Below are 8560 nucleotides of genomic sequence, written 5' to 3'. Positions count from 1 at the left end.
CTCGGGATCAAACCAGATTGATAGCGAACCGTGCTGTTTCAGCGCCGTATCGTACGAAGGCCAGTTCCTGGTCTTGTACTTCGTAGGGGACCAACTGCTCATGCACAGATGCTACCCTACTGAATTCAAAAGATGAATCCTTGAACCCATTTGTGCAACAAAGCCTCTCAAAGTCGGGGATCTATCTTGCGGAGGGCGCTTGAAAGTGCTGCAAGTGCCCGGTCCCGACGTTGAAACCACTCATTTGGCTCGGCAGTGGCGTAGTCATAGAACCCCGCCCCTGAGGTCACGCCGGTTTTTCCCGATGATACACGATTTTCGAGCATCTGCGCCCCGGTGGGGCGTGCCGGCGGAATATAGTCGCCGGAAGCATGGATGTCGCGGACAACCTGAAGGCCGGTGTAGTCGATCTTTTTGAACTGCCCCATGAGGCATAGGCGCTGCGCCAGCCCAAAGCGGATCGCTTCGTCGATTTCTGCCGGTTCAGCAACACCGCTGTCCAGTAGGCGGAAGATTTCGGATTCGATGGCCATTTGAACATTGTTCGCGATGTATCCAGGCACGAACTTCTTAAGCAGGACGGGTTTTTTGCCGATCCCACGCAAGAAGCCAATCATCCGAGCGGCCACTTCGGGTGGCGTGTTCGAAGCAGGCACTACATCCACCAGGTCGATCAGATAAGGTGGGGTATACCAATGCACGATCAAACTGCGATTGCGCAGCGTCTCGGGGAGCAATGGAAAGATGTCCAGAAAAGAGGTGTTGCTGGTTGTACTGCCGAGTTATCGCCAACGCCGGGCTCGTGCCCGGGCAGAAGGAGTAGCAGACGGAGACTAAACCGTAGGTTTCGCTTGGCGTGCGTTGCTAGAGGCACGCCAAACGAATGCAAGTCTTCTCCAAGCCGCAGGTACTAAACTTGCCGTTAATCAATGCGTGCCGGAAACAAGTCAACTGGCGGGATTTCGAGCGATGCTGTGATCTTCGTTGCGAGTTGCCAAAACGACAATGACTCAAGTTGCGTACTTGGAGAACTGCGGACAAGGATTACTTTAGGTTTCTGGAGTACAAGCCGGAGACACGAAACGGCAAGTTTTTGATCGATTGTCAGGTTGGCCCCTCGCTCTGCCAGTTTGCATTCCAAGCCGCCTATTTCAACGATGATATTTTGTAGGGAAACGCTCTCGGCTGCCCGATTGATTTCTTTGTCCGAAGGGGATCTGTTGCAAACTTTTGACTGTTGACGCTGATAAGTGCTTCGAGTGAATGGCTATCGAAGTTTTGAAGTCGAAAGTCTGTTCATGATCTCATTCAAAGGCGCACAGTATCCGAAAGCCGTGATCCTCTTCGCAGTATTCTTTTATGTCCGTTACGGTGTGTCATATCGCGATCTAGAAGAGATCATGCATGAGCGAGGCGTTGCAGTGGATCACACTACGCTGAACCGTTGGGTGACACGGTATGCAGGCGCAATCGCTGAAGCAGCGCGTCGTCGTAAGGGACCGTGCGACCGTTCGTGGAGGATGGATGAAACGTATATAAAAGTGAAAGGCACATGGGTCTATCTCTATCGCGCCGTGGATAAATACGGCAAAACCCTGGATTTCATGCTGTCCGAGCGGCGAAACAAGCCGGCCGCCACAAGGTTCTTCGCTCGGATGCTTGAGGTCAACGGTCTTCCACGAAAGATCGTTATCGACAAAAGCGGCGCCAACACCGCAGGCATTAAGGCGATCAACAAAATGCTCGCAGGCTTTGGTTGCCCCATCCCAATAGAGATGGTCAGGCGGAAATATCTGAACAACATCGTAGAACAGGACCATCGATTCATCAAAAGACGAACTCGCCCGATGCTCGGCTTCAAGTCTTTTGCCTCGGCCACGGCAACACTTGCGGGCATCGAAGTGTCACACATGATCCATAAGGGCCAATTTACGTCCGGACTCTGTCCGTTCAAACAATTCGCTGAGTTGGCTGCCTAGTTTCGTTGCAATCGCCAAGACAGTTCGATCAACTCAAAACTTTGCAACAAAGCCGACCGAAGGGTTCTGTCGCAATTTTCATTGAAGGCTGGGGAGATGGCGCAGGTGGGTTGATTATCCTGCCAGTTGAACAAACTGCTGAAACGGACGGAGTCCGGGCGTGCACTGACCTTTGCGGATCATGTTGACCAGTTCGATGCCAGCCAGGGCAGATGCAGCTGAATCGAAAGACTTAAAGCCCAACATGGGCCTGATCCGACGTTTGATGAAGCGATGGTCTTGTTCAATGATGTTGTTGAGGTACTTCCGCCTGACCATCTCAATCGGTACCGGACAACCAAAGCCTTTCAGCATCTTGTTTATTGCCTTGATGCCAGCTGTGTTTGCACCGCTTTTGTCGATGACAATTTTCCGTGGCAAACCGTTCGTCTCAAGCGCGCGAGCGAAGAACTTGGTCGCAGCCGCTTTGTTCCGGCGCTTGGATAGCATGAAATCAAGGGTCTTTCCGTGTTTGTCGATGGCGCGATAGAGATAAACCCACTCACCCTTCACCTTCACATAGGTCTCATCCATGCGCCATGAACGGTCGGCAGGGCGCTTTTTGTACCGTGAAGCATCAGCTACAAGACCGGCATATCGACTCACCCAACGGTTCAGCGTCGCGTGATCCAGTTCAATGCCACGTTCAGCCATGATTTCTTCCAGATCTCGGTAAGACACGCCGTATCGCAGATAGAAGAAAACAGCATACAAGATCACTTCTTTCGGAAAGTGTGCACCCTTGAATGAGACTGTCACGGTCTGCTCCTGTAATTTGGAGCATGCGCTACCAAAACTAAGCTTGACCTGACAGGTGGGAACAAAGTTTGCGACAGAACCCGCGGAAAGTGCCTGGAGTTTCCCTGCGGCTCTGGCGCTATGCTTGGTCTATGATCTGCAATTCCTGCGGTACTGGCCTGTTACCTCTCGGCACGACGCCAGGTGCAGAGTTTCAAGTTCCCTTACGGTTGGAAGTCCGAGCTTCGAAGGGCGCAGCGTGGTTGGAGCAACTGTATTGGCGCGGAAGTCAGCATGTTGTTCGGCAATTAGACTTGGCGCTACAGGTTGTACGGGTACTTGCGCCAGAACTTCGTCACGCGGGGCTCTGCTCCAAATCCCGCCATGACCGGTATGCTATGCTCGCTGCTGTTCACCTATTGATGACGCGACCATTGGTGGCCGTATCTATTGCGATGCGTCGTGATCCTTCAGCACGAGATAGGCTACGCATGGCATTCCCTGGTCAACGCAATTTATTGGATCAACTCGTTCACTTTTCATGCAGTTCGCCAGCCCCGGCGAAAGATGATCGCAAAATTCAGAAGGCCTGGTTCCCGGCACGAAAATCCGACAACACAACTAAACCCGATTTTCTGGCAGCGGCGAAAATAGCAATCGAACAACTCGGTGTGAATGCGGACCGTGCGGAGTTGCTCCGATGTGCGGATCGCACCCTCGAAAAAAGTCGCCGTTAGCCTGTGGATATCCGAGAATTAAGGGCACAAAACCGGGTCAAATGTACGGCAATGTTTCTGCGTCCAGTAATTAAGGGCACAGTGACAGCGGGTCAGTCGCAGATGACCTTTCACGATATCCATAAGTGCGTGCTTGCCCGAAAGGAAGGCGCCGCCGCACTCGACGCAATTGCGACTAGAGTTTTGTCCAAGACACGGCTGGCCGAGTTGCCGGATGCGAAGATCCTCGCTTCGATGACTAAGATCATCAACCGGGTGCAATTCAACTGGGACGTTGTCGAAAAAAATGACCACAGTTTGAACAAGTATTCTTTGGTTTTGATGTCCCAAAGGTGGCATTTCTCCCGGATGAAGGCTGGGACGCCTATACTATGATACCGAGCCCACAGCGCGGTCGCAGATAAACTGTCAGAAGACACCTCCGTCTGTTGAATGAAAAAGGTCGCTCTATTGAATCCGGATGCAAAAATCTAAGGGTTTTGAGTTACAGCAGTGCTGTATGTGACTTGATTTGCTATCTCCGGAAAACGGTAGGTGAAGTGCGTTTCAAGAATTTTTGCACATTGAATTGCCAACCGAGCCGGAATGTCCTCCAGGTCTCCTTTGCGTGATACCACCTGCACGCCGCGTTTGAATCCGGAGAACGGCAAAGGCAGGATACGTAACGGCATACCTTCCGCTACTCCGTCAATTAAAAGTGAGGGCGATAGGATCGCAAAGCACTTACCGGTGACCACGCCTGCCACAACCATTGAAGACCGGTCGGCCTCTACTGCACGTGGCAAGTTGAGTCGGCACCGTTGCAGGTGTTGGTCGGTGCGGCGCCCCACTGGCGTATGGGCTCCAAAACGCACCAGCGACAGACGCTCTGAAATAGCGAGTATGTCGTCAGACGGGCCATCATAGTCTTTTGGAAGAACCAGAAAAAAGGGTTCTTCCAAAACAGGGTAAGTATCGTAATCGTCATTCCTCAGAAACAACTCCGACGTGATGGCTACGTCGATCTCTCGCCCATTAAGTGCGCTATAGTGATCACTCGCGAGGCCAGCGGAAAGTATAAGTTCCGGTACTTTTAGCTCATGCTGCACAAAATCGTACAGATCAGGCGTTAGTGTGGTTGCGATGGAGGCCAATAGACCCACACGCAAGACGGGAAGGGCTGCAGTGTTCAAGTGACGAAGTTCAGATTTCAAATCTTCAATTTCGTTAAGAATACGGAACCCGTGCTTCTGCACAACTTCGCCCGCATGGGTCAACTTTAATGGCCTGCTACTACGATCCAGCAACTTCACTTCAAATGCGGTTTCAAGGTTCTTAAGGTGTTGGGAAGCAGCTGATTGGGTGATCCCGAGTGCACTCGCTGCTGCTGTTACATAGCGCAGTTCTGCGACTGCCATGAAAACTTCAACCGCTCTAAAAAGGTTTATATCAGCTTGGTTGCGTGCCATTCGCCTGCGAATCCCCGTAAACTGCTTAAGACGATATGAAAATTGCAGCGCGATGTCTTCGCAAGCGTTGCATTCTGAATGCCGGTCATCGGATTCAAGGCGCCATCGCGACAGATCGCCGATACCTACAATAATGCTAGATAAAGCCGAGCGGAGTACAGCTAGGGGCAGCTTTCAGAGACAACCCGCTGGGAAAGACATTTCAATGCATAAACATCTTTAAGACGTACGGAGCGATCTGCGACCAATGCCTCTTGTCGTTGGTTCAGAACGGGCACTAATAAGAAAAATAAGTTTCACTAATCTTAGAAGAAATGGCGATACAAAGCGGTTCTTTTATTAAAGGCTTTCCTCCATCCAAAACAGGAGGAACCAATTCATGAAACGCAAAGTCATGCCTTTTGGGGTCGCTTTATTGGGGTTTGCTCCGATGGCCGCCGTGGCGGCGGACGTGGTCATTCCTGATCCAAACTATGCGTCCGGCAGGGCGACTGCGTATGCCGTAAAAGCGATCATAGAGGAGGCGCTGGGGCTTGAAGTCGACATGGTGACCACAACGGCTGTCCCGGTGATCTGGGAAGCAATGGCACGGGGTAACGGAGAGATAGATATCTGGACAGAAGCCTGGCTGCCGAACCAATCCGGGCTGGCCGATAAGTACATCGGTCAGGAAAACTCGGTGGCCTTGTCTGAAAATCCGTTCGACGCGGTGCAGGGCTATTGTGTGACCGGTGTGACCATGGACGACCATGGCATCAAGTCGGTTTACGATCTGGCGAACCCGGCTAACGCCGCCCTGTTTGACACCAATGGCGACGGGAAAGGCGAAATCTGGATCGGTCCGCAGGGGTGGCAGTCAACCAACACCGAAACGATCCGTGCCCGAGACTACGGCTTTGCCGATTTCTTCGAACTCCAATCGACGGATGAGGCGGTCGCGACTGCCGGGCTGGACGAAGCCTCGAAGGCTGGCAAGCCGTGGGTTGGCTATTGCTACGGGCCTCATCAGAACTTCGCCACCTATGACATCCGTATGCTTGAGGAACCGCCGCATGATCCTGCGGCGTTCGTGATGGTGCAGCCGGCTGAAGATCCGGATTGGCAGGCAAAATCAAATGTCGCTTCGGCCTATGCCGATACTAAGGTGCACGTCAGCTGGTCAGCGAACCTGGCCGAGCGCCATCCAGCTTTGGTGCCGCTTCTGGAAAACATTCAGTTGTCGGCGGATGACGTGAATGCCTGGTCTTTGGAGATCGTGAACGGTGCCGAGCCTGCGGACATCGCCTCTGCCTGGGCCAAGGAAAATTCGGCCACGATCGCGGGTTGGATGGCCCAGTGACGCATGTTGAGGGCGGCGTATAGCCGCCCTCAACACTGCTGGTTAGTAGTAGAAAAGGATGACGATGACCGGCGACTTCGTGATCGAACTGAATGGCATCTGGAAGATCTTCGGCAACCGCGCGAACGAGGCGATGGTGGCGGCTCGTGAAGGAATGTCCAAACCCGACATCCTGAGTAAATTCGGATGCGTATTGGGCGTTTCTGACGCCAGCCTGAGCGTACGCAAGGGAGAGATTTTTTGCGTGATGGGCCTTTCCGGTTCAGGGAAATCCACGCTGGTACGTCATGTAAATCGATTGTTGGAGCCGACAGCCGGTGAGGTGCGGATTGACGGTGAAGACATTCTAGCCAAGTCCGAGTCAGAGTTACGTGACATCCGCGCCACGCGCATCGGGATGGTATTTCAGAACTTTGGGTTGCTGCCGCATCGTTCTGTACGCGAAAACGTTGCCCTTCCAATGGAAATTCAGGGAGCGTCATTGAACGAACGCTATGAAAGCGCCGAAGCGGCGCTTTCCAAAGTGGATTTGACTGGCTGGGGGGATCGCCTGCCGTCCAGCCTGTCAGGCGGCATGCAACAGCGTGTCGGGTTGGCGCGTGCGCTTGCCGCCGACCCTCCGATCCTGTTGATGGACGAACCATTCTCGGCGCTTGACCCGTTGATACGCAGACAACTACAGGACCAGTTCACCCATCTCAGCAGGGAAATGGGCAAGACCACAATGTTCATCACGCATGATCTGGACGAGGCGATACGGATCGGAACACGGATAGCTATCATGAAAGACGGTGCCGTGGTTCAGGTGGGTACGGCGGAAGAGATCGTCGCCAACCCGCAGGACGAGTACGTGGCGGATTTTGTGGCCAATATCTCGCGGCTTAACGTTGTGCATGCACACCGGATCATGGAACCCGCTGAAGAATGGGCTGCGCACCACCCTGATCTGGGGCCAGTGGCCGACTTTCCTAAGGCTGGTACGGACACGACCCTTTCCGAACTGATCAACCTTGTCGTAGAGACCAAAAGCCCAGCCGTGATAAAGGATCAGCAGGGCAACATGGTCGGTGTCATCGACCAATCGCAACTTTTGCGCGGCATCAAGGGGGAAGTGGGATGAGCCAGTCACAAAACTCGGACTATGACGCGCTGGTTGCCGATTTCACTGCCCGCAACAGTGCGTATTATTGCGATGTCTTCGAGCGGGTGTCTGAAACCAAAGGGTTGGCGTTCATCCCAAACCTCGGCGCGGGTCTTATGGGGCCGATCTGGTTGGGCGCACGGGCGCTTTGGGCGGCATTCTGGCCTGCCTTTGTTATCGAGATTTTCGCGGTCGTGTTGATTGGTGTAGGGCTGTTCGGGGACCTTGGGGGTGACGCCATCGCCCGCGCCGACCGGCTGGCGCAGCAGGCGGCGGAACGGATGGAGGCGGCGGAAGCCGCGATTGCCAGCGGCAACAATCTTGGTGAAAGCATGAAATCTTCTGCCGAGGCTATTGCCGAAGCCGCCGAAAAGGCGCGCGGAGAGGCCGACGCGGCACGTGCAGACACTCCCTTGTACATTCTTGGCGGGTTGGCTCTGTTTCTGTGCGTTCGCGCCACAATCACCTTGCTTGCCAATGCCGCACTGGCGGCCCGGTTTCGTCATTGGCGGGGGACACCCAACCTGCCACACGGTCTTCCGCCTGGGCGGATCGTATTTACAACGCTGCTGGTCGCGATTTGCTACCCGCTGACAATATACAGGTTTTCGACGGCAAACACTCCTGCATGGCTCGAGGTTTTTCCCGCCGCGACAGACTTTCGAAACTCTGTGTCGCTGGCTATTGACCGTGGTGTCGCCGCAATCGCGGACAATCTTGCATGGCTGTTTGCCGGTGTCACGGCGGTCATTAACGGCGCGCTGGGACTGATGGAAACCGCGCTTGTCGTGACCCCGTGGCCGATCGTGATGATGGCAGTTCTGGCCATCGCATGGCAGGTCTCAGGTCCTAGGATCGCAGTGTTCTCCGGTGCCGCTTTGGCCTATCTTGCGTTTCTTGGCTTTTGGGAAAAAAGCATGGCCACTGTCGCCCTTTTGGGCACGGCGGCGTTTCTCTGTGTTTTGATCGGCATTCCGATCGGCATTTGGTGCGGACGCAAACCATCGGCCTACGCCTTTGTGCGACCAGTTCTGGATTTCATGCAGACTATGCCCGCGTTTGTCTACTTGATCCCGGTCATTGCCTTTTTCGGGATAGGAAAACCGCCCGGAATTATTGCAACGCTGGTCTTTGGGATG

Annotated in this window: 8 protein-coding genes and 1 pseudogene; 5 read left to right on the top strand and 4 right to left on the bottom strand. The window is 53.8% G+C overall.

The features are described 5' to 3' along the window. Positions 1–102: pseudogene (locus tag AC2FNU_RS22270) on the bottom strand (IS5/IS1182 family transposase); the annotation flags it as partial. Positions 103–167: 65 nt separating this feature from the next. Beyond that, on the bottom strand, positions 168–737 hold the full coding sequence (locus AC2FNU_RS22265) for a 3-hydroxyacyl-CoA dehydrogenase family protein (protein WP_496792768.1): 570 nt from the start codon (positions 735–737) through the stop codon (positions 168–170). A gap of 561 nt (positions 738–1298) precedes the next feature. On the opposite strand from AC2FNU_RS22265, the gene AC2FNU_RS22260 reads away from it, so the two are divergent. After that, a complete protein-coding gene (locus AC2FNU_RS22260) occupies positions 1299–1979 on the top strand; it encodes an IS6 family transposase (protein ID WP_496792772.1) in 681 nt (226 codons plus the stop codon). A gap of 114 nt (positions 1980–2093) precedes the next feature. Here the strand turns inward: AC2FNU_RS22260 and AC2FNU_RS22255 are convergent, their stop codons facing one another. Beyond that, a complete protein-coding gene (locus tag AC2FNU_RS22255; protein ID WP_496792763.1) occupies positions 2094–2777 on the bottom strand; it encodes an IS6 family transposase in 684 nt (227 codons plus the stop codon). Between the two features lie 818 nt (positions 2778–3595). Here AC2FNU_RS22255 and AC2FNU_RS22250 point away from each other — a divergent pair. Continuing rightward, the gene (locus tag AC2FNU_RS22250) at positions 3596–3868 is read left to right on the top strand and encodes a hypothetical protein (protein ID WP_496792758.1); all 273 of its coding nucleotides are present in this window, start codon (positions 3596–3598) and stop codon (positions 3866–3868) included. Positions 3869–3963: 95 nt separating this feature from the next. Here AC2FNU_RS22250 and AC2FNU_RS22245 read toward each other — a convergent pair whose 3' ends face one another. Continuing rightward, positions 3964–4941, bottom strand: coding sequence for a LysR family transcriptional regulator (locus AC2FNU_RS22245; protein ID WP_496792755.1), 978 nt, complete (start codon positions 4939–4941; stop codon positions 3964–3966). 379 nt (positions 4942–5320) lie between these two features. On the opposite strand from AC2FNU_RS22245, the gene AC2FNU_RS22240 reads away from it, so the two are divergent. The 3 genes from AC2FNU_RS22240 to AC2FNU_RS22230 all read left to right on the top strand — a co-directional run. Beyond that, positions 5321–6280, top strand: coding sequence for an ABC transporter substrate-binding protein (locus tag AC2FNU_RS22240; RefSeq protein ID WP_496792752.1), 960 nt, complete (start codon positions 5321–5323; stop codon positions 6278–6280). Positions 6281–6344: 64 nt separating this feature from the next. Further along, positions 6345–7400 (top strand): quaternary amine ABC transporter ATP-binding protein, encoded by a 1056-nt coding sequence (locus tag AC2FNU_RS22235; protein WP_496792750.1) that lies wholly within the window; start codon positions 6345–6347, stop codon positions 7398–7400. Beyond that, positions 7397–8560: ABC transporter permease (locus AC2FNU_RS22230; protein ID WP_496792746.1), on the top strand; the 1164-nt coding region annotated here is incomplete at its 3' end. The genes AC2FNU_RS22235 and AC2FNU_RS22230, both read left to right, overlap by 4 nt.

The organism is Ruegeria sp. BHSB064, from assembly GCF_059613205.1.
This window is presented reverse-complemented; position numbering and strand designations above follow the sequence as displayed.

Bases quoted from the DNA above. Each gene is read 5' to 3' on its own strand.
- AC2FNU_RS22260 (WP_496792772.1), top strand. From the start codon at position 1,299: ATGATCTCATTCAAAGGCGCACAGTATCCGAAAGCCGTGATCCTCTTC.
- AC2FNU_RS22250 (WP_496792758.1), top strand. From the start codon at position 3,596: ATGACCTTTCACGATATCCATAAGTGCGTGCTTGCCCGAAAGGAAGGC.
- AC2FNU_RS22235 (WP_496792750.1), top strand. From the start codon at position 6,345: ATGACCGGCGACTTCGTGATCGAACTGAATGGCATCTGGAAGATCTTC.
- AC2FNU_RS22245 (WP_496792755.1), bottom strand. From the start codon at position 4,941: ATGGCACGCAACCAAGCTGATATAAACCTTTTTAGAGCGGTTGAAGTT.
- AC2FNU_RS22240 (WP_496792752.1), top strand. From the start codon at position 5,321: ATGAAACGCAAAGTCATGCCTTTTGGGGTCGCTTTATTGGGGTTTGCT.